Consider the following 20,882-nt stretch of genomic DNA (forward strand, 5'->3'; position numbering starts at 1 on the left):
GGCCCGGGCTGCTGAGCAGCCCGGGCCGGCGCCCGTATGCGCCCCCGACAGAGGGGCCTCAGGAGCTTCGGACGTCCTCAGGCGTCGATGCTGTCCTTCTGCGCCGTGTCGCCCGGCTCGCCCTCGACCGTGGCCTCACCGGCGGCCTCCGCCGCCTCGCGCCGCTCCTTCTTCCTGGACGCGATGAGGCTGGTGATCGTGGTGATGATCAGCACGCCGCAGATGACCGCCAGCGAGAACGGGATGGAGATCTCGGGGACGTTCACCCCGGACTCGTGCAGTGCGTGCAGCACCAGCTTCACGCCGATGAAGCCGAGGATCACCGACAGGCCGTAGCTCAGGTGGACCAGCTTCTTCAGGAGTCCGCCGATCAGGAAGTAGAGCTGGCGCAGCCCCATCAGGGCGAAGGCGTTGGCCGTGAAGACGATGTACGGGTCCTGGGTGAGGCCGAAGATCGCGGGGATGGAGTCCAGCGCGAAGAGCACATCGGTGGTGCCGATGGCGAGCATGACGACCATCAGCGGAGTCAGCACACGCTTGCCGTTGACACGGACGAAGAGCTTGGTGTCGTAGTACCGGTCGGCGACGCCGAACTTCCTCTCGACCGACTTGAGGAGGCGGTTCTCCTCGAAGTCGTCCTCCTCCTCGTCGGAGCGCGCCTCCTGGATGAGCTTCCAGGCGGTGTAGATCAGGAACGCGCCGAAGATGTAGAAGACCCAGGAGAAGCTGGCGATGATCGCCGCGCCCGCCGCGATGAAGATGGCCCGCAGGACCAGCGCGATCAGCACACCGACGAGCAGGACGCGCTGCTGCAGATGGGACGGCACCGCGAACTTCGCCATGATCAGGACGAAGACGAAGAGGTTGTCGACACTGAGCGACTTCTCGGTGATGAAGCCTGCGAAGAACTCGCCCGATGCCTGGCTCTCACCGAACACCAGCAGGCCCAGGCCGAAGAGGCCGGCGAGGACGATCCAGACGACCGTCCAGATCCCCGCTTCCTTGATCGACACATCATGAGGCTTGCGCCCGATGAGGAAGTCGACCGCGATCAGAGCGCTCAGACCGAGAATGGTCAGCACCCACATGGTCAATGAAACGTCCACTGCGCCTCCGGCGTCGTACGGCTACTGATCAGCGTCGTCGCTGCCGGAGGTCTCTTCCACCCGAGCTGCGTATAGCGAGCAACGGGCCGGCGCCCCGGGACCGGGCCATGTCTGACCGTCCGTACTGACGGGCACGCCGCGACGTGGGAGTACTCCCCTCCGCGTAAAGAACATTACACGAAAGACCAAAGGAAGGTAAAGGGGAGGGTAATGAGAACGTCAAGTACGCAGGTCGGCGCAGCCGTGGTCGGTCCTTCTCGATCCTTCTCCGTCCTGGCGCGTACCGGCCGGGAGTCGCCCCGGCGTCACCGCCGCCAGTTGCGGCGCGCCTCGGCCACCTGGGTCAGCACCTGCTGGAGCACCTGGCTGCCCGGAGGGACACGCGGCGGCTCGTACGTCCAGGAATGCTGCACCCAGGGATCGGCGAGGTGGTCGTCCGGGACCGGTGTGACCCTCAGCAGGGAACGCCAGAGAGGATCGAGGACCGGGCCGTACGCGCCGGCGTCCTCGCGGTCCGCGACCATCAGCAGATGGACGCCGACCGCCGGTCCCTCGTCGGCGAGATAGCGCAGCTGAGTCACGGCCCGGTCGTCGAAACCGTGCGGGAAGTCGTTGACGATCAGCAACTGCTCGGCGGTGTCCAGATCCGGCGGCAGGGCGTCGGCGGCGCCGCCCCGCACCGCCATCTGCACGAGATCGACGCGCTGCGTGAGCTTCCCGAGGACCGCGGAGACGCCCTGGGCACCTGCGGCGGGCGGCTCGTCCAGCACGCCGGAGTGCACCAGCGGGGCCAGTGCGGCCGCCGCGGACCCTGCCGGGTCGATGACATGGACGGAGAACTCACCGGCCGGATAGACGGCGAGCAGCCGTGCGGCATGCGCGACCGCGGTGTCCATGGCGAGCCCGCGTACCTGCCCCTCGTCCATCGTCGACGCCGCATCGGACGTGCCGCGCCCGCTGTCGACCCAGAGACCGCGCTCCAGCGGCAGGCGGATCAGCATGGGGATGCGCAGGTCGGGGCTCTCGGGGAGGTGCAGATCTCCGAGGCGCAGGGCCATCGGGATCTCCATCGGGACGCGATAGGCGTGCCAGACGGGGTTGTCCCAGCGGGCGAAGGCGGGCGGCAGGGCGGGCTCCACGACATCGGACTCGGCGGCGAGCTGGGCCAGGTCGCGGTCGAGGACCTCGCGGGCCTGTTCGGTCAGCCGGTCGTGCTTGGCGCGGGCGGCCTCGCGGGCGGTGTCACCCGATCCGGCGATTCGGCTGCGCGGGTCGGAAAGGGCGCGGTCGAGCTCCTGGTCGAGCCTGGACTCGGCGAAATCGACGGCGCTGCGGTAGGCGGCGGCGGTGCGGGCCAGGTCCTCGAACATTCCCCAGACCTGGTTGTACAGCCGCTCCTCCATGGACCAGCCGGTGGCGTCTCCTGCGACCGGCGTCGGCGGCCGGCCCGGCGCGGCCGGCGGTGCGGCCGGTGGCGGCGGCGGAGGCGCGGTGGACTGCCTGCGCGGATGCGTGTAGTTGACCGGGCCTTCGTGGGTCCGGTCCTGAGCGTGGGTCTCGCTCTGGGGCCCTGGGATGCCGTCGGCGGGGGTGTCCGCCGGGACGGGGCCCCCGACGGGAGTGCCATGGACCCCCTGCGGCGGAGTGGGCGCTCCGGCAGCCGTCCCGGGGGTGGTGTCACCCGCCGCGGTACCGGTCGCGGCCGCCGGTGCGCCATGGCGCACCTCGCTGGTACGCGGCGGGGGCGTCCCGACGGTACGCGCGAGGCCGGGTGCGACGGTCTCGTGGATGGTGGTGGCCAGCAGGCCGGGGTCGTCCAGGCCCTGGTCGGCGAGGAGGTCGACGAGGCCGCCGGCGTAGCCCTGGCCGATGGCACGGACCTTCCAGGCGCCCTGCCGGCGGTAGAGCTCCATGGCGACGACCGCGGACTCGGTGTCCAGGCCCGTGATGGTGTAGCTGGCGATCTCCGTGCCCTGGGGGTCCACGACCGCGACGAACGGGGCCGCGACGGCGCCGAAGCGCGTCGGGACCGCGGGGCCCGGGGGCAGCGCGAGCAGCACGGTCACCCGGTGCGCGGCGGGGGGCACGGCGCTCAGGTCGACGCCCAGCCGGTGGTCGGCGGTGGCCTGGCGGGAGACCTCCACACCGGGAAGCGCCGGCTGCGCGGGATGGGCGACCCATTCGATGCCGGGCACCCGGCCGTTCTCGTCGGCGAGGGCGGCGCCCGCGACGACGGGCTTGCCGGCCGACACCCGGATCTCCAGTCGGGTGTGGGGCAGCGGATGGTTCTGCCCGCGGACCAGCTCGGCCGTCATCGGCTCTGTCCCCTCGAAGAATGATGAGCGGTGGTCGGCGGTGCAGCTCCCGGTGGCCTGGAGCCCTCCGGGAGCTGCACGGTTCGGCGGTCACGGCGGCGGGCCGTGCCTGTCACGCCCGCAGTTGCGGCAGGGTCTGTCAGGTGGCCGCAGGTGCGGCTGCCTACAGGTGCGGCAGGATCGCCGGCATGAGGTCCTGGAAGGTGCGGCCGTTGGCCGGGTTGCCCAGGGCGGTCATCTGCCAGCCGGACCCGACGCGGTGCACCTTCGCCATGATCTGGGCGGTGTACTGACCGCCGCCGTCCAGCGTGTAGCGCGCCATCTCCTGGCCGTTGCTCTCGTCGACGATGCGGCAGAACGCGTTCTGGACTTCCTGGAACGTCTGGCCGGTGAACGAGTTCACCGTGAAGACGATCTGGTCGATGTGGACGGGCACACGCTGGAGGTCGACGAGGATCGCCTCGTCGTCGCCGCCCTGGCCGGCGCCGCCGACCAGATTGTCGCCGGTGTGCCGGACGGAGCCGTCGTCGCTCACAAGGTGCCGGAAGAAGACGACGTCAACCGGCTGCTTGTCGGCGAAGAGCACCGCCGAGGCGTCCAGGTCGATCTCCCGGGTGCGCGAGCCGAACAGCCCGCGCCGGGGCGCCGCCTGCCAGCCAAGGCCCATCCGCACCGCGCTCAGGGTGCCCCCGTCGGACTTCTGCAGGCTGATGCCCTGCCCCTTGGACAAGTTGACGCTCACGCGCTGTCCCCTCTCACAGTCCCCCGCAACCGTCCGTGTGTGCGGTTGCCCCGTACCCTACGCAGTCACGCCCACCGCGCCGCCACTTGGGCTGCTTTTGTGTCGGTCTTGAAACACACCTGCCGACGCATCAGGCCAGCCCGGCCTCCTTCATCTGCCGGAGCTCCTTCTTCAGCTCGCCGACCTCGTCGCGCAGTCGCGCCGCGACCTCGAACTGGAGCTCCGCCGCCGCCGCCCGCATCCGGTCGGTCATCTCCTCGATGATCCCCGCCAGTTCCTCGGCGGGGCGGTCGCCGGTGACCGCGCCCTTCGCGGCAGCGCCGGACGCCTTGCCGCCCTTGATCCCGTGCGCGGTCAGCGAGGGCACGGGCGCCTTGGCACCCTTGCCGTCCTTCCCCTGGCGGTAGCCGGTACCGAGCAGCTGCTCGGTGTCGACCTCCTCGCGGGCGATGGTGGCCACGATGTCGTTGATCTTCTTGCGCAGCGGCTGGGGGTCGATGCCGTTCGCCTTGTTGTACGCGATCTGCTTCTCGCGGCGGCGGTTGGTCTCGTCGATCGCCTTCTCCATCGCCGGGGTGATCTTGTCGGCGTACATATGGACCTGGCCGGAGACGTTGCGCGCCGCGCGGCCGATGGTCTGGATGAGGGAGGTGCCGGAGCGCAGGAAGCCCTGCTTGTCGGCGTCGAGGATCGCCACCAGCGACACTTCGGGGAGGTCGAGGCCCTCACGGAGCAGGTTGATGCCGACCAGGACGTCGTACTCACCGGCACGCAGTTCACGCAGCAGCTCGATCCGGCGGAGCGTGTCGACGTCGCTGTGCAGATAGCGGACCTGGATGCCCAGCTCAAGAAAGTAGTCGGTGAGGTCCTCGGCCATCTTCTTGGTGAGGGTGGTGACCAGGACGCGCTCGTCCTTCTCGGTGCGCTCACGGATCTCGTGCACCAGGTCGTCGATCTGGCCCTCGGTGGGCTTGACGACGACCTCCGGGTCGACGAGGCCGGTGGGGCGGATGATCTGCTCGACGAAGCCGTCGGAGCGGGAGAGTTCGTAGGTGCCGGGGGTGGCGGAGAGATAGACCGTCTGGCCGATCCGCTTCTGGAACTCCTCCCACTTCAGCGGCCTGTTGTCGAGCGCCGACGGCAGCCGGAACCCGTGGTCGACGAGGGTGCGCTTGCGGGAGGCGTCGCCCTCGTACATCGCGCCGATCTGCGGGACCGTCACATGCGACTCGTCGATGACGAGGAGGAAGTCCTCGGGGAAGTAGTCGAGCAGGGTGTTGGGGGGCGTGCCGGGGGCGCGGTCGTCGAAGTGCATCGAATAGTTCTCGACGCCGGAGCAGGAGCCGATCTGGCGCAGCATCTCGATGTCGTAGGACGTGCGCATGCGCAGCCGCTGCGACTCCAGCAGCTTGCCCTGCTTCTCCAGTTCGGCGAGGCGCACCTCGAGCTCCCGCTCGATTCCGTTGACCGCCTTCTCCATGCGCTCGGGGCCGGCCACGTAGTGGCTCGCGGGGAAGACGTAGAGCTCCTGGTCGTCACTGATCACCTCGCCGGTGATCGGATGGAGGGTGGAGAGGGCCTCGATCTCGTCGCCGAACATCTCGATGCGGACGGCCAGCTCCTCGTAGACCGGGAAGATCTCGATGGTGTCGCCCCGGACCCGGAAGGTGCCGCGGGTGAACGCGAGGTCGTTGCGCGTGTACTGGATGTCGACGAAGCGGCGCAGCAGCTGGTCGCGGTCGATCTCCCCGCCGACCTTCAGCGGCACCATACGGTCCACGTACTCCTGCGGGGTGCCCAGGCCGTAGATGCACGAGACGGATGCGACGACGACGACGTCCCGGCGGGTCAGCAGCGAGTTGGTCGCGGAGTGGCGCAGCCGCTCGACCTCCTCGTTGATCGAGGAGTCCTTCTCGATGTAGGTGTCCGACTGCGGGACGTACGCCTCCGGCTGGTAGTAGTCGTAGTACGAGACGAAGTACTCGACCGCGTTGTTCGGCAGGAGCTCGCGGAACTCGTTGGCCAGCTGGGCGGCCAGTGTCTTGTTCGGCGCCATCACCAGCGTGGGGCGCTGGAGCTTCTCGATCATCCAGGCCGTGGTCGCCGACTTGCCCGTGCCGGTCGCACCGAGCAGGACGACATCCTTCTCACCTGCGCGGATGCGCTTTTCGAGCTCGACGATGGCTGTGGGCTGGTCGCCGCTGGGCTGGTAGGGACTGACGACCTCGAAGGGCGCCATCGTGCGTTCGATATGGGAAACGGGCCGCATGCCACCAACGGTACGACCCACCACTGACAACCGGGCTCGGCCCGGACACCGGCCCGGGATCGGCGGGCGCGCCGCGGGCGGCGACCGGGCTGCGGCCCGCCTCGGCGGTCGTCCGTGGCGGTCGGCGGTCGCGGGAGCGATCAGCCGTTCCTGGTACGCGTGCGGGTGCGGGTGCGAAGGGAGGCGCGACGGGCGGGCCGGGAGGGCGCCGACCGGTTCGCGGGCTCCCCGTACGAGGGCAGCTGCCGCAGTGCGGACACGCTCTCGCCCCGCGGCCCGCGCCTTGTCACCTTCCGCACCGAGGCCGCGGGCTGCCCGTGGTCCGGTGCTCCCTTGACGAGCAGCGGGTCGAACATGACGACCACGCCCGCCAGGACCAGGAAGACGGCGGGGCCGACCAGCAGCGGGGCGATGGCCGCGGCCGGCGAGTCGCCGACGGTGGCCGGACCGGCCGTGCCGTGCAGATGCACACTCACCGCCGCCATACCGGTGTAGTGCATTCCGCTCACGGCGACGCCCATCACCAGGCCGGCGCCGACGCTCGGCAGAAATCCGTGAACGGACACGGCAGCCCAGAGGGCGGAGGTGGCCACGACGACGGCGACCACCACGGAGAGGGCGACGGTGAGGGTGTCGTATTCCACGCGCCCCTGAAGGCGCAATCCCGCCATCCCCAGATAGTGCATGGAGGCGATGCCGAGGCCGGTGATGGTGCCGCCGGTGACCAGTGCCATCGCCGTCGCGCCGCGGTACCCCACGATGAAGATCCCGATACCGGTCATGACCACGGCCACGCCCAGGCTCGCGAAGGTCGTCGGCAGGTCGTAGCCGAGCGGGACCTCCGCGACGGTGAAGCCCATCATCGCGACGAAGTGCATGGTCCAGATCCCGGAGCCGATGGAGGCCGCGCCGAGCGCCAGCCAGCCGGGCCTGACGGCCCCGCCGGCGCGTACCGATCTGCTGGTGCAGCGCAGCCCCAGGGCGCCGCCGAGGCAGGCCATGAGATAGGCGACCACAGGTGTGACGACGCCATAACCGAAACCGTCGACCGTGCCGTGCATATTTCTGTGCCCTTCGCCCCTCGCGCCGCTCGTGCCCCCGTGGGCCCCGCGGAGGAAGCCCGTACCGGGCGAGGGTAGGGCGAGCTGGGCGGCAAGCAAACATCCGCAGACCGATCGGGCCCGGATTAAGGAGGAGGTGGCACCTCCCAAGAGCCTGCTCCGCGACGAAGTCTCCTGCGTTTTCCCAGGTCAGGGTCATTGTCGGTGGGCGGTCGTACGGTGGTGCGCATGAACAGCTTCGAGTGGGCGGTCATGGGCTCGGACATCGGGCCGCTGTTGCTCGCCGCCACGGAGGAAGGACTGGTGAGCGTCGTCTTCCACGCCGAAGCGCCGGTGCGGGAGAAGGCACTCGTCCGGCTGGCCGCGCGGCTCGACGGTCGGGCGGACGGGGCGCCGTCGGTGGACACCTCGCGCGGCGCACCGGACCCGGTACTGCTCGCCGAGCCGATACGGCAGCTCACGGAGTACTTCGCGGGCACGCGCCGGGACTTCGACCTCCGGCTGGACTGGTCGCTGGCCTCCGGCTTCATCCGTCAGGTGCTGCGCGAGCTGGCGTCGGGGGTTCCGTACGGCTCGGTCGTCGGATACGGAGAACTGGCCGCGCGCGTGGGCCGGCCCGACGGCGCCCAGGCGGTGGGTGCGGCCATGGGGTCCAACCCGCTGCCCGTGGTGGTGCCCTGCCATCGGGTGGTGGAGAGCGACGGCGGCCTCGGCGGCTTCGGGGGCGGGCTGGAGACGAAGCGGAAGCTGCTGGCGCTGGAGGGGGTACTGCCGCAGCCGCTGTTCTGAGAGGAGGGGCCGGAAAGACAGTTCCGAACGGTCGTACGCGACTGGCACACTTCGCCGGTGGCCAGTACATCTCGTGACCTCCCAACAGCCGGCGAGGCCGAAAGCCTCTCCCTCGGGCTTCCGGCCCTGCGTCGGCGGATCACAGCCGTCTTGATCGCCGGCCAGATCCTCGGCGGGCTCGGCGTCGCGACCGGCGTCGCCCTTGCCGCGGTCCTCGCGCAGGAGGTGAGCGGGAGCGAGGCGCTGTCCGGACTCGCCCCGACCGCCACCGTCGCCGGAACGGCGCTGCTGTCCGTGCCACTGGCGGCACTCATGACCGCGCGCGGGCGACGTCCCGGCCTCGTCCTGGCCTATCTGATCGGGGCGGCCGGTGCGGGCGTGGTGGTCCTGGCCGCGGTGATCGGGAACTTCCCGCTGCTTCTGCTGGGGATGGCCGGGTTCGGCGCCGCCTCTTCGGCGAATCTGCAGGCACGGTTCGCGGCCGCGGACCTGGCCGAGCCGGAGCGGCGGGCACGGGCCATCTCCACCGTGGTGTGGGCCACCACCATCGGGGCGGTGCTCGGGCCGAACATCGCGGCGCCGGCGGGACGGAGCGCGGCCGGGCTCGGACTTCCGGAGGCGGCCGGTCCGTTCCTCTGGTCGGCCGGTGTGTTCCTGATATCGGCGCTCGTCGTCTGGGTGCTGCTGCGGCCCGACCCCCTGCTGACGGCACGATCGCTGGCCCCGGCGGAGGAGCGCACTCCGGAAGGGCGTTCACTGCGCGCAGGTGTGCGAGCGGTGCGGGAATCCCCGGCTGCCCGGCTCGCGCTCGTCACCATCGCCGTCTCGCACACCGCGATGGTGTCGATCATGTCGATGACCCCGGTCGCCCTGAGCCACCACGGCGCGGGGATCCAGTTGATCGGCCTCGTCATCAGCGGCCACATCGCGGGCATGTACGCGTTCTCGCCCGTGATGGGCTGGCTGTCCGACCGGCTCGGGCGGCTGACGGTGATCGGCCTGGCCGTGGGCCTGCTCTCGTGTGCGGTGCTGCTGGCGGGTACGGCGGGGGCGAGCCACGGCCGTACCGCGGCAGGCCTGTTCCTGCTCGGCCTCGGCTGGTCCGCGGGGCTCGTGTCAGGATCCGCGCTTCTCACCGACTCGGTGCCCGGACCGGCCCGCGCCGCGGTCCAGGGCCTGTCGGACCTCACCTCGAATGCCTCGGCCGGCATCGGCGGCGTGGCGGCAGGCCTCGTCGTGGCGAACACGAGCTACGGCGTCCTCAACGCGGTCGGTGCGTGCCTGCTCCTTCCCCTGGCCGCCCTGGCCGTCCACCGCACGGTCCGGTCCCGTCCGGGTACCGGGGACTCCCCGGGGCCGGCGGACGCGCCGCCCCTCGCGGACCTGCCTGCCCTGGCGGACGCCGCGGTTCCGCCGGCCTCCGCAGCCACCCGGCCCTGGGCAGGACCGGCGGCCGGGGAGAAGCGCCTCACAGACTGATGTGGTAGGCCTTGCGCAGCGTCTCGTGAACGGTCCAGGTCGTACGGTCGCCCTCACGCAGCACGCATGCGTCGCCCGGCCCGACGTCAAGGGTGTCGCCGCCCTCCACCTCGATGGTGGCGCGCCCGCTCACGACGACGAACAGTTCGTCGGCCTCGGTGTCGGTGACCACGCCGGGCGTGATCTGCCAGATGCCCCGCAGCTGCTTGCCGTCCTCGGACTCCCACAGCACCTTGCCGGTCACGACCGGCTCCCCGGAAACGATCTGGCCGGGGTCCAGCGGCTCAGCCTCCAGCTCGACGTCCGGAATGTGCACGACAAACGAAGGAGAACCGGGGGCCGCGGCGGTGTGATCAAAGGTCGTCATGGCGGGTCACCTTAGCGGGGGCCGCCGGGCATGTCGCGATCAGGACGGCCCGGCGTGATCCGGCCCTCGTCACTGCGGAAACGTTTGCGCAGGGCGTCGCCGTGCCAGGGATGGGACATGCCCGAGACCACACTGCTGTTGTCGGAAGAGGTACGGGAGGCGCTCGACGCGCGCCGGCCCGTCGTCGCCCTGGAGTCCACGATCATCGCCCACGGCCTGCCGCGCCCACGCAACCTTGCCGTCGCGGAGGAGCTGGAGTCGCTGGTCAGAAGCGAAGGCGCGGTACCCGCGACGATCGCCGTGCTGGACGGACAGGCCCATGCGGGCCTGGACAAGGGACAGTTGGAGCGGATCGCCACGGACCCCGAGGTGCGCAAGCTCGGCCACCGCGATCTCGCGCCCGCCCTCGCGAGCGGCGCGAGCGGGGCGACGACCGTGTCCGCCACCGCGTTCCTCGCCGCCCGTGCCGGGATCCGGGTGTTCGCGACCGGCGGGCTGGGCGGGGTGCACAGGGAGTGGACCGCCTCCCAGGACGAGTCCGCCGATCTGCGGCTGCTCGCACGGACCCGGATCACCGTCGTCTGCGCCGGAGTGAAGTCGATCCTCGATGTTCCGGCGACCCTCCAGCGGCTGGAGACCCTGGGCGTCGGCGTCCTCGGATACGGCACGGACCGGTTCCCTGGCTTCTATCTGGCGTCCTCCGGGGAGCCGGTCGACTGGACGGTCCGCACTCCGGAGGAGGTGGCGGACGTGATGCGCGCCCAGGACGCACTCGGCGGCCCGGACACGGCGCTGATCGTCGCCCAGCCGGTCCCGGAGGGCGAGCAGCTCGACCCGCGGCTGCACGACCAGGTGCTGGCGGAGGCGCTGGACGAGTGCCAGGAGCGGGGCATCACGGGCCAGGCGGTCACCCCGTTCCTTCTCGACCATCTGACGCGGCGTACGAAGGGCGCCTCGCTGGAGGCGAACCTGGCGGCCGTGCGCGGCAATGTACGGCTGGCTGCGCGGATCGCGGGGGCGCTGTGAAGGGTGCGGACCGCGGCAGCACCGGCAAGGGTTCGGATCGCGGCGACGCCGTACGGGATTGCGGTCACGACCCTGCCGCGAAGGGCTCGGACCGCGGCGGCACCGGGCAGGGGCCGGCCCCGGGAGCTGCCCTGCTGGTCGTCGGGGACGTGGCCACCGACGTCGTGGCCCGCCACGGTTCCGGCCTCGCCCACGGCACGGACACGGCTGCCGAGATACGGATGCTGCCCGGCGGCGCCGGCGCCAACGCGGCGTGCTGGGCCGCGCATTCGGGCTGTCCGGACGTACGGCTGCTCGGCCGGGTCGGCAGCGGGAGCGCGGCCTGGCACGAGGCCCGCCTGCGCCGGGCGGGGGTGCGCCCGCTGCTGGTGGCCGACGACGAGGCGGAGACGGCCACGGTCGTCGCGCTCGTCGACGCGCATGCCGAGCGCACCTTCCTCACCGACAGCGGGGCCGCGCTGCGGATCGGTCCCGCCGACTGGTCGCCCGCCCTGCTCGACGGAGTCGGCCGCCTGCATCTGTCCGGCTATCTCTTCTTCTCGGCCCCCAGCCGGGAACTGGCCGTCCTCGCGCTCGCGGACGCGCGCCGACGGGGCATCCCGGTCAGCGTGGACCCGGCATCGGCGGGCTTCATCGCCGCCCTCGGCGTGGACCGCTTCCTCGCCTCCGTGGCGGGCTGCGACATGCTCCTGCCCAACGCCGCAGAGGCACGGCTCCTCACCGGCATCCCGGACGTCACCGACGCCGCCGCCAAGCTGAGCCGTCAGGTGCCTCTCGCCGTCGTCACACTCGGCGCCGACGGGGCACTGGTCGCGGAGTCGGGAACGGTGACGGACCGGGTACCACCGGTTCCGGCGAGGGCGGTCGACTCGACCGGCGCGGGCGACGCCTTCACCGGCGCGTTCCTCGGCGCGCTCCTGGCGGGCGCGGACCCGGGGTCCGCCGCCCGCCGGGCCTGCCGCGCGGGTGCGCTCGCGGTCACCCTGCACGGCGGTCGCCCGCCGGGACCCGAGGGTGCCTGCCCCTGACCGGGACGGCACGGGCCGGGATCGGGCCGCGGACGAGGGAGCGGGGTCGGGCAGATCGGGCCGCGGACGAGGGAGCGGGGGTCAGGCACGCTCGGGCCGCGGACGAGGGAGAGGGGTCAGGCACGCTCGGAAGAAGGCAGGTGGGCGTGCCCCTGCCCGCCGGAGGGGAGGGAGAAGCCGACGTTCTGGAGGCACCACCCGTACCCGGAGGACAACGGGAGCCGGTGAACCGGCGACGCGCGCGGGATGTGCGTGCCGGGGCGCGGGCCCGGCATGACCCGGAGGCAGGGCCCTACGGCCGCCAAGGGGCGTTCCAGGCCGGATGACGCGGGTCGTCGGTGCGGACGACGACGTCAGCGGCCGCGTCCGGGGCGACCTCGCGCTCGTAGCGCTCGAAGGCGGGCAGCGTCCACCACTGTGCGTCGTCGGTGCGGCGGCGCAGCGCGCCGGGCGAGAGCCGCAGATGCACGGTCAGGTCGAAGGGGAACCAGTGCCCCAGCAGCAGCGGCCCGTGCAGCACCAGTACACCGCCCGGCGGGAGTTCGTGGGGCGCGCTGCGGGTCGCGCGGTCGGTGACGGGGTCCCACAGGTCGGGCAGCACCCGCCCCGACCCGCCGGGCTCCAGCGGCCCGAACACCTCGCGCCAGAGGGCTCCCGTGTCGAACCAGCCGTCGTAGTACGTATCGGGATCCTCGCGCCCGTACTCGAACCTCAGGGACGCGGGCCGCAGAAAGCCGTCCGTGCCGACCACCAGCACCGAGCGCCCCCGCAGCCGCAGCGCCTCGGCGAGCGCACCGGCCGCGGCGCCGGTTCCGGCGGCGGGTGCGCCGTCGACGGCGATACGCAGCCAGGGGCTGCCGTCGCCGGCCTCGGCCTCCATGGCACGGTCGGCGACAGCTCCGGTCAGCCGCTCCCAGGTGATCGGTTCGAGTCGCACCGGTCCATCATGTCTTCCCCCGGCCGTACGGCAGGACATGGCCGGCGGTCCACGACACCGCCCGCCGCGGTCGCCGGCCCGGCGGCGGAGTGACCGCGTCCGGACGCTCGGCAAGACCTCGGGGTCAAGGCTCCGGGATCAAGGCTCCGGGGGGGGACGTCGCCGGTCCCGGTCCTGCGAGAACGCCGGAACGGGGTCCTACTCGGCCGTCACGTTTCCGCAGCCGGCCGGCGCGTCCTCGTCGACCGACAAGGGTGCGCCGGCCGGGAGCAGATAGGTCACATAGAGCACGACGGGCTCGCTCCCCAGATTCCGCCCGATGTGGCGGTGCTCGTGTCCTGCGGGCTCGATGAAGGTCGTGCCCGCGGGTGTGGTCTCGACCGAGCAGTCGGCCAGAGTCCGCGTCAGGGTCCCGGACTTGACGACGGCTATGAGCTGACCCGGGTGGTGGTGCCAGCCGGTGGAGCCGCCGGGGGCGACGGTGATCGTCCGGACGATCACATCGGTGCTCCCCTTGGGGGGCTTGATGCGCAGGGGCTTGTCGGAGCTGCCCTGCGCGAGCACGGTTCCGGTGACTCCGCTGCCGCGTGCGGCGTTCGCTGCCGAGGGCACCGCGCCGAGTGCCGTCAGGCATCCTGCCGGACTCGCCGTCCTGCCGGTCCACCCCCGCCGCACGCCGCTCCGTGTCGCTCCCATGAGGACCCCCTCCGCACGCACGTCACCTACACGTCGTCAAAGCGAGCCCACGCTAGCCGAAGGCGCCACATGACACAGGGCAGTTGCCACAGGTCCGTCGCCCGCGACGCGGATGCGGCCCTCCCGCACGCCTTCCTCGAGAGTGAGGCTGCCGCGACTGACCGCGAGGCAGGTCTCCGCGTCGAGCTCCAGCAGCGCGACCGGTCCCCCGACGGCCGCCGCGGCCCCGTCCCCGTACACCGGCCCGGACCCGTCACCGCCGACTCGTACGTGGAACTCACCTTCGTCCAGGCGGACTTGGACGATTCCGTCGAGCCCCTGTCGTTCCAGGCTCCGCAGCAACGGGATCGCGAACCAGTGCGCCCGGACCGCGTCCGTGGCCCGGCGCTCGGCCAGCTCCGGTGCGCCCCATTCGGCAAGGGCCATGAGCACCGGCAGCAACGCCCTTCCCCGGGCGGTGAGTTCGTAGACGAAGGCGGAGACAGGCGCCGGGAGCCGGCGCCTCTCGGCCAGTCCGTCTCGCTCCATGTCCTTGAGGCGGGAGGCAAGGACGTCCGTGCTCACACCGGGCAGATCGGCATGCAGGTCGGTGTAGCGGCGCGGGCCCGCCATCAACTCCCTGACGACCAGCAGGGTCCAGCGGTCGCCGACCGCATCGAGGGCGCGGGCCGCGGCGCAGTACTGGTCGTAGCTTCGGCGGCGCGGAACGCGCGGCGGAGGTGACGGACGTGACGGCATACGACGCAGTCTAGACATGTTGTTGGACTTTCCAAGGTGTTACTTGGTAAAACCAAGCAACACCACTTCTGGGGAGGCCGTCGCATGGAGTTCCGGCAGTCGAGCAAGCTCAGCGAGGTCTGCTACGAGATCCGCGGCCCGGTGATCGAGCACGCCGACGCACTGGAGGAAGCAGGCCACAGCGTGCTTCGCCTCAACACCGGCAACCCGGCGCTCTTCGGCTTCGAGGCGCCGGAGGAGATCGTGCAGGACATGATCCGGATGCTCCCGCAGGCCCACGGATACACCGATTCCCGAGGCATACTCTCCGCGCGGCGTGCCGTTGCCCAGCGCTACCAGTCGCTCGGGCTCACCGGGGTCGGCGTCGACGACGTCTTTCTCGGCAACGGCGTGTCCGAGCTCGTCTCCATGGCGGTGCAGGCCCTGCTGGAGGACGGCGACGAAGTCCTCATCCCGGCCCCCGACTTCCCGCTCTGGACCGCCGTCACCACCCTTTCCGGCGGGAAGCCCGTGCACTATCTGTGCGACGAGTCCGCCGACTGGTACCCGGACCTCGAGGACATGGCATCGAAGATCACCGACCGCACCAGGGCCGTCGTGATCATCAACCCCAACAACCCCACCGGCGCCGTCTATCCGCGCGAGATCATCGAGGGCATCCTCGATCTGGCGCGCAGGCACCATCTGATGGTGTTCGCCGACGAGATCTACGACCAGATCGTCTACGACGACGCCGTCCACCACAGCGCGGCCGCTCTCGCCCCGGACCTGGTCGTCCTCACCTTCAGCGGTCTGTCGAAGACCTACCGCGTGGCCGGTTTCCGCTCCGGCTGGCTGGTCGTCACGGGTCCCAGGCAGCATGCACGCGACTATCTGGAGGGGCTCACGATGCTGGCCTCCATGCGGCTGTGCCCCAACGCACCCGCTCAGTACGCCGTCCAGGCCGCGCTCGGCGGACGCCAGTCGATCCATGAGCTCACCGCGCCGGGCGGGAGGCTGTACGAGCAGCGAGACCGCGCATGGGAGCGGCTCAACGAGATCCCGGGGGTCTCGTGCGTGAAGCCGAAGGGTGCGCTGTACGCGTTCCCGCGACTCGATCCCAAGGTGCACCCCATCCATGACGACGAGAAGTTCGTGCTGGATCTGCTGCTGCGCGAGAAGATCCAGGTCGTCCAGGGCACGGGCTTCAACTGGCCGCGTCCTGACCACTTCCGGATCCTGACGCTTCCGTACGCCGACGATCTCGACGCGGCGATCAGCCGCATCGCCCGCTTCCTGAGCGGATACCGGCAGTAGGAGCAGGTCCGAGTCCGGGGCCACGGCTCGGGCCGGGGCCGGGGCCGGGGCCGGGGCCAAGGCCCGGGTCCGGGGCCGGGGCCGGGCAGGATCCGGTCCGGGCCTCGTCGTCGAGGCCGTGGTGCTGTGACCGGTTGCCCCAGGAATGCCGCGGTGGTTGCCACGAACCGCTCGGCGTCGTCGAGCCGCGCGTAACGGCCTGCCCCCGGCTGCACGACGGGAGTGGCGTCGGGAAACGGCCCGGCGAACTCGGTCGCCGGCTCAGGATGGCTGTTCAGGCCGAACTCTCCGGCGAGCAGCAGGACGGGGACTCAGAGGCGGCGAGCGTCGCACGAGTGGCTTCAGGTTCGAAGGCGGCTGTGCGGACGACCGGATCGCCCTCTCCGTGTACGCGGCAGGAGAGCCGGGTTCCGTCAGGCGCGGAGAAGGCCGGCATGACGTGGATCTTGTCAGCGAGGCCCCCGACGGACAGTCGCAGGTCCGGAGAGCGGGAGCGGGAGCGGGCCCGGGGGCGTAGCCGGCCCCCGAGCCCTGTTGATGCCACTCACAATCACACGCCGGCACGCTTGAGAACCCGGGTCAGTCGTCATTGCGTCGCGCCCTTCCTTTGGACCACCGCGGATCGAGCTCCGCGGGCCGGACTTGAACCGGCAATTCGACGCACCAGGGCCCGGGCCCGGTCGATCCGGCGATGAGCGGCGAATGCTGAGTCTGGAGCGAGAGTCTGAGATTCATCGCGGTCTGCCTCTGCCGTGTTGGGCTACCCCGGCCCGCGTCCCGTATCGGTCGCCCGTACGGGAAGTGCCGGGGGGAGGACTCGAACCTCCACTGGTACCGCGTGGTTCACGACAAGCTTCAGCTTCAGCTTTGCGCTCCTCGCGCACCCCGGCCGCATTGCCGCGGCCGGGGAGTCTGTGGGGCCACCCCCTCCTGGTCTACTGACCGAAGAGGTAGCCGAACACGGCGTCCCCGACCCTCTGGTCGGTGACCTCCGCACTGTTCGCCTCCTCGCGGGCGAACTTCACCGCCTGCTGGAGCTTCTCCACCCGGTCCAGCAGCTCGTTGACACGGCGGGCGGGCAGCGCTCCGGAGAACTTCACGGTGGTCCAGTAACCGACCGGTATGTCCTCGTAGTACACCTCCACCTGCGCCGGGTGCTTCTCGGTGGCCTCCGCCTTCACATGGTTGCGGGGCACCTTCTTCGTACGGACGGTCTTGACCGGCTCGGTCTTCCAGGAGTCCGTGGAAGGGTCCCCCGACCAGGACTCGGCGGCATCCAGCACCGGCAGCTTGCGCACGAAGGTGTTGATGTCCGTCAGCTGCTTCTCCAGGAAGAGGAGATACGCGACGGGCACCCCCGCCACCAGCACCTGCCCGTCGACCGTGATGTCGGCGCGGGCCGCGCAGTTCGCCCAGTCCTTGGTGGCGGTCACATCGAAGAGCCGGGTCAGCGTCCTCGCGGTGTCGCGCAGTACGTCCTCGGCCTTCACCTGGACCAGCGTGGACTCGGGAGGAAGCTGTTCGCCCTCCTCGTCCTTCGGCTGGTAGGTCCTGGCGATACCGGCCAGCAGCGCGGGCTTCTGGAGGCCGTGATGAGCCGCCGTGAGGTCCTGGTGCGCCTTGGACTTGACGCCCTTCTCGACTGCGATGATCTGATTGAGTTTCGCCACGTCCAAGAACCTAGCAACATCAACGTCCCTTCTTCGAACGAATATTGGACGGGCGATGCGGGTGATGCGGGCGTGCGGGAGAGGCGGGGCCGGGTGGATCCGTTGGTGGTCGTCGAGCCGCTGAAGCAGCGGCGCTGCGCCGAATGCCGGCGGGGCCCGCTGGACCGCATGGTCCTGGAGTTCAACTCACCGCGCTGTCTGGACTGCGCGGACCTCGGGCATCTTGTGTTCCTGCCGCGCGGGAACGCGGCGCTGACCCGGCGGGCGCGTGAGGCGAGTTCCCTCTGGGCGGTCGTCGTACGGCACAACAAGCGCCGCACGCGTTACGAGCGCCAGGGGCTGCTCGTCGAGGAAGCGGCCCTCGCGCGGGCGGAGGCGGCCTGTCTGGCCGACGCGGACGCAAGGGCCCGACGCCGGGAGCGCGACGCGGCGCGGCGGGCGGCCGAGGATGTGCGCTTCACCGCCGTGCTGACCGCCGAGATCCTGCGTCTCTTCCCCTCCTGCCCGCTCGACCGTGCGCTGGACGTCGCCTCGCACACATCCGTGCGCGGCAGCGGACGCGTGGGCCGCACCGCGGCCGGCCGCGCTCTGGACGAAGGCGCGGTCACGGCGGCGGTGCGTGCCTCCGTACGCCATCTGGACACGCCGTACGACTCGTTGCTCATGCAGGGCGTGCCCCGTCATGCGGCTCGCGCACGCGTGGCGCCGACGATCGAGGCGGTCCTCGCCTCGTGGCGCGTCTAGGGTCTTTCGTTCGGATCAGGCCGGTTCAGGCCGGTTCAGGCCGGTTCAGGCCGGATCGGCCGACGGTGTCCGAGGCGTGCAGACGCAGGGCGGGGGTGGAGGTCCCCCGCCGAAGGCAGGGGGAGAAGCCGACACGTCTGGGGCACCACCCGTGCCCCGGAGGCTACGGGCGTCGGCGACCGACCACGCAGCAGGTGTGCGGCCAGGGCACGCGACTCGGCAGGATCCGGAGGACAGGCCCTGTACCCGGGAGGAGCCAGGCACAGCCACCGATCAGCCGTGTAAACAACCTGCAGGTCAATGCATCTGGGCGCCGTGGCCGGCGGGGCGGAAGCGGCGGTAGAGCACCGCACCGCCGAGGACCAGGGCCGCGCCCGCCGGGACGGTGAGGCCGAGGCCCGCGGAGGCGCCGGTCTCGGCGAGCTGCTGTGGCTCGTGATGAGCCGGCAGCACCTCCTCCGTCCTCGGCGGAGAGGGCGGGGTGACGGGCTTCGGCCCCACCGGAGGCTTCGCCGGCGTGTTCGACGACGAGTTGCCGACCGACGGGTTGCCGATGCCGACGACATTCACCGAGTTGCCGGTGACATTCACCGGAACATCGACGGGAAGCTGGATCCCATTGCCGGAGAGAAGCCCCGGGGAATCCTTTCCTTCGCCATGGGCGACCGCGCCGCCACCGTTCCTGTCGCTGCTGTGGGCGTGCCCGCCGGAGCCGCCGTTGCCGCCATTGCCGCGGTTGCCGCTTGATTTGTTCTCGCAGCTGTTTCCGACGGCCGGGTTCAGCAGACCGACCACATTGACGGTGTTGCCGCACACATTCACCGGGACATGCACCGGGATCTGCACAGTGTTGCCGGAGAGCACGCCGGGAGACCCGACGGCTCCTCCCTGTGCGCCCGAGTCGGCGTGGGCGGCCCCGGCCGCGGCGATGGCACCGCCCGCGACCATTACGGTGACCAGGCCTGTTCGGCGAATCTGCCTCATTGGTTACTGCCTTCCGGAGGATGAACACGGGTACTCGCCCGCACCGGAAATAACGCGATGGAGCCAATCGGGTTATGGCCGACAATCCTTTCACCCGATCGAGTGGGCAGTGCGTCGAACTGCCTTGCATCGTCCGGGTGTTCCACACGCCCACCGCCCGGCGTCGTATTGCTGTTCCGGGAATTCGACGCCCGTGGCGGCGGTCGGTCGACTTCGGGATCATGTTCGCGAGTTCGTCCCGGTCTCTTCCACGCCGACGGGGAACGGGGCGTGGGATCAGCGGCCGAGCAGCGCGGCGAGCGCTCCGACAGGGTCCGCGTCGGGGGTGCCGCGAGGCCACCAGTCGTCACGGCCGGGATCGGACTCGTAGCCGTACCACAAACCGTCCCGGCCCAGGCGCAGTTGCAGCGCGGGGGTGGAGAGCCGGTTGCGCCTTGGCCGGAAGTCCGGGAAATCCGCGGCGATCAGGGCAGGGCGGGCCCGGTCGAAGGGGCCGGCCGGCGGGTCCCACGGCTCCTCCAGGACGGCCAGGCCCGCGAGGCCGCCCTGGCGCCAGGCGGCCACGGCGCGGGCAAGCTCCGTCGGGGTGCGATCGGTGGCGCGAGCCAGCGCGGTGTACAACGCGCGGGTGGAACCGGTAAGTCCGGATCCTGGGTGGGCCGCGGCAAGTCTGACAGCGTCCTGCCAGGGAGTGAGCCTCGCGAGAGGATCCCGCCCCGTGGCCAGGGTGGTGTGGGCGCGCGCCGCCGCCTCCGTGGCGAGGAGGTCGAGAGCGAGCGGGTCGGGGGCGCCGGGCGCCTGGGGGTACACGGGCGGGCGGCCCGGCTGCGGCGGAACGGGCAACGGAGGCGGGAGCGGAGGGAGGGTACGCGCCACCAGGGCGTCACGGGCGAGGACCGTCGCGAGGGAGAGCGGGGGGCCGTCCCCCGCGGTAGTCCGTTCCGACGCGGTCCGTTCGGCGGCCGTCCGCTCGGCAGCCGAAAGGGTGGCGTTGCGGCGGGTGAGCTCGGCGAGGATCTCCCCTTCGCCCCGGCCGCGCATGAGGAACAGCACGAACGGGTCCTCGTCGAGGATCCGGGCCGTCTGGTAGCAGAGCGCGGCCGCGTGTTTGCAGGGGAAGCCGTCGTCGGGGCAGGAGCAGTCGGGGATCAGATCGCCGGGGACGGGCAGCAGGTCGGCGGCGGCCACGAGGGCGTGCGGCACGTCCTTGTCGAGCAGGGCGGCGATGTGGTCCGGGCGGGCCGCCGCGGTCTCCAGGAGCCGGTCCCAGTCGTCGTCGCCGAGGGTGCGCAGCCTGATGTCCGTACGGTACGGGCGCGGGCGGGAGCCGTGGACGTAGGCCGTGACCCGGCCCGGCGTGACGGTGATCGCGTCGACGTGGCCGCGCCCGGCGTACGCCCGGCCACGGGCGAGACGGGCCGCGTCGAGCGCGGTGTCCTCCAGCGCGTCCACCCACGCGTTGCCCCACCAGGAGGCGGCGAAAGGCTCGTCACCGGGCCGGGGGACGAGCGGCGGGAACGTACGCCGCCGGTCGTCCGGCCTGCGAGGAGCGTCCCGGCGTTCGGCCCCGGGGCGATGGGCGATCATGACGGTCTCCTCGCCACCACGGCCATGTCATGGCGGCGGCCGTCCCGT

The 20,882-nt window shown here is 71.2% G+C and carries 18 protein-coding genes and 1 tRNA gene; 6 read left to right on the top strand and 13 right to left on the bottom strand.

The features are described 5' to 3' along the window. Positions 1 to 77: 77 nt before the first annotated feature. From ACFU5O_RS26120 to ACFU5O_RS26140, 5 genes are all read right to left on the bottom strand, one after another. Positions 78 to 1,088, bottom strand: a complete 1,011-nt coding sequence (locus tag ACFU5O_RS26120) for a TerC/Alx family metal homeostasis membrane protein (RefSeq protein WP_384244461.1) — start codon at positions 1,086 to 1,088, stop codon at positions 78 to 80. A gap of 323 nt (positions 1,089 to 1,411) precedes the next feature. After that, positions 1,412 to 3,421, bottom strand: a complete 2,010-nt coding sequence (locus ACFU5O_RS26125; protein ID WP_384244285.1) for a TerD family protein — start codon at positions 3,419 to 3,421, stop codon at positions 1,412 to 1,414. Positions 3,422 to 3,584: 163 nt separating this feature from the next. Continuing rightward, positions 3,585 to 4,163: a TerD family protein gene (locus ACFU5O_RS26130; protein WP_384244286.1), complete on the bottom strand. Its 579-nt coding sequence runs from the start codon at positions 4,161 to 4,163 to the stop codon at positions 3,585 to 3,587. Positions 4,164 to 4,293: 130 nt separating this feature from the next. Continuing rightward, positions 4,294 to 6,432 (bottom strand): excinuclease ABC subunit UvrB, encoded by a 2,139-nt coding sequence (gene uvrB, locus ACFU5O_RS26135; protein ID WP_384244287.1) that lies wholly within the window; start codon positions 6,430 to 6,432, stop codon positions 4,294 to 4,296. A 140-nt stretch (positions 6,433 to 6,572) separates the two neighbouring features. Further along, positions 6,573 to 7,493: an MHYT domain-containing protein gene (locus tag ACFU5O_RS26140; RefSeq protein WP_384244288.1), complete on the bottom strand. Its 921-nt coding sequence runs from the start codon at positions 7,491 to 7,493 to the stop codon at positions 6,573 to 6,575. 228 nt (positions 7,494 to 7,721) lie between these two features. Between ACFU5O_RS26140 and ACFU5O_RS26145 the strand changes: the two genes are divergently transcribed. Together ACFU5O_RS26145 and ACFU5O_RS26150 are read left to right on the top strand one after the other, a co-directional pair. Continuing rightward, positions 7,722 to 8,282: a methylated-DNA--[protein]-cysteine S-methyltransferase gene (locus ACFU5O_RS26145; RefSeq protein WP_384244290.1), complete on the top strand. Its 561-nt coding sequence runs from the start codon at positions 7,722 to 7,724 to the stop codon at positions 8,280 to 8,282. 57 nt (positions 8,283 to 8,339) lie between these two features. Continuing rightward, complete coding sequence (locus ACFU5O_RS26150) at positions 8,340 to 9,761, top strand: MFS transporter (RefSeq protein WP_384244291.1); 1,422 nt, start codon at positions 8,340 to 8,342, stop codon at positions 9,759 to 9,761. Here ACFU5O_RS26150 and ACFU5O_RS26155 read toward each other — a convergent pair. Next, the gene (locus ACFU5O_RS26155; protein ID WP_384244292.1) at positions 9,751 to 10,128 is read right to left on the bottom strand and encodes a cupin domain-containing protein; all 378 of its coding nucleotides are present in this window, start codon (positions 10,126 to 10,128) and stop codon (positions 9,751 to 9,753) included. The genes ACFU5O_RS26150 and ACFU5O_RS26155 overlap by 11 nt on opposite strands. 117 nt (positions 10,129 to 10,245) lie before the next feature. On the opposite strand from ACFU5O_RS26155, the gene ACFU5O_RS26160 reads away from it, so the two are divergent. Both ACFU5O_RS26160 and ACFU5O_RS26165 read left to right on the top strand, forming a co-directional pair. Beyond that, positions 10,246 to 11,154: a pseudouridine-5'-phosphate glycosidase gene (locus ACFU5O_RS26160; RefSeq protein WP_384244294.1), complete on the top strand. Its 909-nt coding sequence runs from the start codon at positions 10,246 to 10,248 to the stop codon at positions 11,152 to 11,154. 131 nt (positions 11,155 to 11,285) lie between these two features. Next, a complete protein-coding gene (locus ACFU5O_RS26165; protein ID WP_384244462.1) occupies positions 11,286 to 12,182 on the top strand; it encodes a carbohydrate kinase family protein in 897 nt (298 codons plus the stop codon). Positions 12,183 to 12,474: 292 nt separating this feature from the next. Here the strand turns inward: ACFU5O_RS26165 and ACFU5O_RS26170 are convergent, their stop codons facing one another. From ACFU5O_RS26170 to ACFU5O_RS26180, 3 genes are all read right to left on the bottom strand, one after another. After that, positions 12,475 to 13,119, bottom strand: a complete 645-nt coding sequence (locus ACFU5O_RS26170; RefSeq protein WP_384244295.1) for a uridine kinase — start codon at positions 13,117 to 13,119, stop codon at positions 12,475 to 12,477. A gap of 198 nt (positions 13,120 to 13,317) precedes the next feature. Beyond that, positions 13,318 to 13,815, bottom strand: a complete 498-nt coding sequence (locus ACFU5O_RS26175) for a cupin domain-containing protein (protein ID WP_384244296.1) — start codon at positions 13,813 to 13,815, stop codon at positions 13,318 to 13,320. Between the two features lie 36 nt (positions 13,816 to 13,851). After that, entirely contained in the window at positions 13,852 to 14,553 is a 702-nt protein-coding gene (locus tag ACFU5O_RS26180; RefSeq protein WP_384244297.1) for a winged helix-turn-helix transcriptional regulator, read from the bottom strand. An 84-nt stretch (positions 14,554 to 14,637) separates the two neighbouring features. Here ACFU5O_RS26180 and ACFU5O_RS26185 point away from each other — a divergent pair, with 84 nt between their 5' ends. Next, entirely contained in the window at positions 14,638 to 15,849 is a 1,212-nt protein-coding gene (locus ACFU5O_RS26185; protein WP_384244299.1) for a pyridoxal phosphate-dependent aminotransferase, read from the top strand. Positions 15,850 to 16,651: 802 nt separating this feature from the next. On the opposite strand, the gene ACFU5O_RS26190 is transcribed toward ACFU5O_RS26185, so the two are convergent. Both ACFU5O_RS26190 and ACFU5O_RS26195 read right to left on the bottom strand, forming a co-directional pair. Continuing rightward, positions 16,652 to 16,739: transfer RNA gene (locus ACFU5O_RS26190), tRNA-OTHER, on the bottom strand. Between the two features lie 45 nt (positions 16,740 to 16,784). Then, entirely contained in the window at positions 16,785 to 17,519 is a 735-nt protein-coding gene (locus ACFU5O_RS26195) for a hypothetical protein (RefSeq protein ID WP_384244300.1), read from the bottom strand. A 93-nt stretch (positions 17,520 to 17,612) separates the two neighbouring features. Between ACFU5O_RS26195 and ACFU5O_RS26200 the strand changes: the two genes are divergently transcribed. Next, positions 17,613 to 18,263 (top strand): DUF2293 domain-containing protein, encoded by a 651-nt coding sequence (locus ACFU5O_RS26200; RefSeq protein ID WP_384244301.1) that lies wholly within the window; start codon positions 17,613 to 17,615, stop codon positions 18,261 to 18,263. Between the two features lie 297 nt (positions 18,264 to 18,560). Here the strand turns inward: ACFU5O_RS26200 and ACFU5O_RS26205 are convergent, their stop codons facing one another. Beyond that, entirely contained in the window at positions 18,561 to 19,247 is a 687-nt protein-coding gene (locus ACFU5O_RS26205; protein WP_384244303.1) for a chaplin, read from the bottom strand. Between the two features lie 276 nt (positions 19,248 to 19,523). Further along, a complete protein-coding gene (locus ACFU5O_RS26210) occupies positions 19,524 to 20,834 on the bottom strand; it encodes an SWIM zinc finger family protein (protein WP_384244304.1) in 1,311 nt (436 codons plus the stop codon). Positions 20,835 to 20,882: the final 48 nt, after the last annotated feature.

The sequence above is a fragment of the Streptomyces sp. NPDC057445 genome (assembly GCF_042802855.1).
In the GTDB taxonomy this organism is placed as follows: domain Bacteria; phylum Actinomycetota; class Actinomycetes; order Streptomycetales; family Streptomycetaceae; genus Streptomyces.